Genomic DNA, 273 nt, shown 5'->3' with positions numbered 1-273 from the left:
AAAAGTTAGCAAGCCGATACCCAAATATAAAAACAGCATCGCATAGAGAAAAGCACAAGCTAGCCAGTAACTATTTAAGTTATGGCGATGTACAAAGTGCTTGGAAAATATTATTAAGTAAGAGTAAATAATAAATACATATTTTAAGTAATGGAAGTTCAAGGAAGAATAAAAGTAATTGGAGAAACACAAACTTTTGGAGCTAACGGTTTTAGAAAAAGAGAAATTGTTGTTACTACAGAAGAGCAGTACCCGCAACATATTATGGTGGAG

General features: G+C 32.6%; 1 protein-coding gene. It reads left to right on the top strand.

Features of this window, described 5'->3' with window-relative positions; genetic code table 11:
* Nucleotides 1-150: 150 nt before the first annotated feature.
* Nucleotides 151-273 (top strand): DUF3127 domain-containing protein (locus FUA24_RS00650; protein ID WP_148539611.1); only part of this gene is annotated, 123 nt, incomplete at its 3' end.

This window comes from Seonamhaeicola marinus (assembly GCF_008085455.1).
The sequence above is the reverse complement of the archived record's forward strand: the minus strand, read 5'-3'. Positions and strand labels throughout refer to the sequence as shown.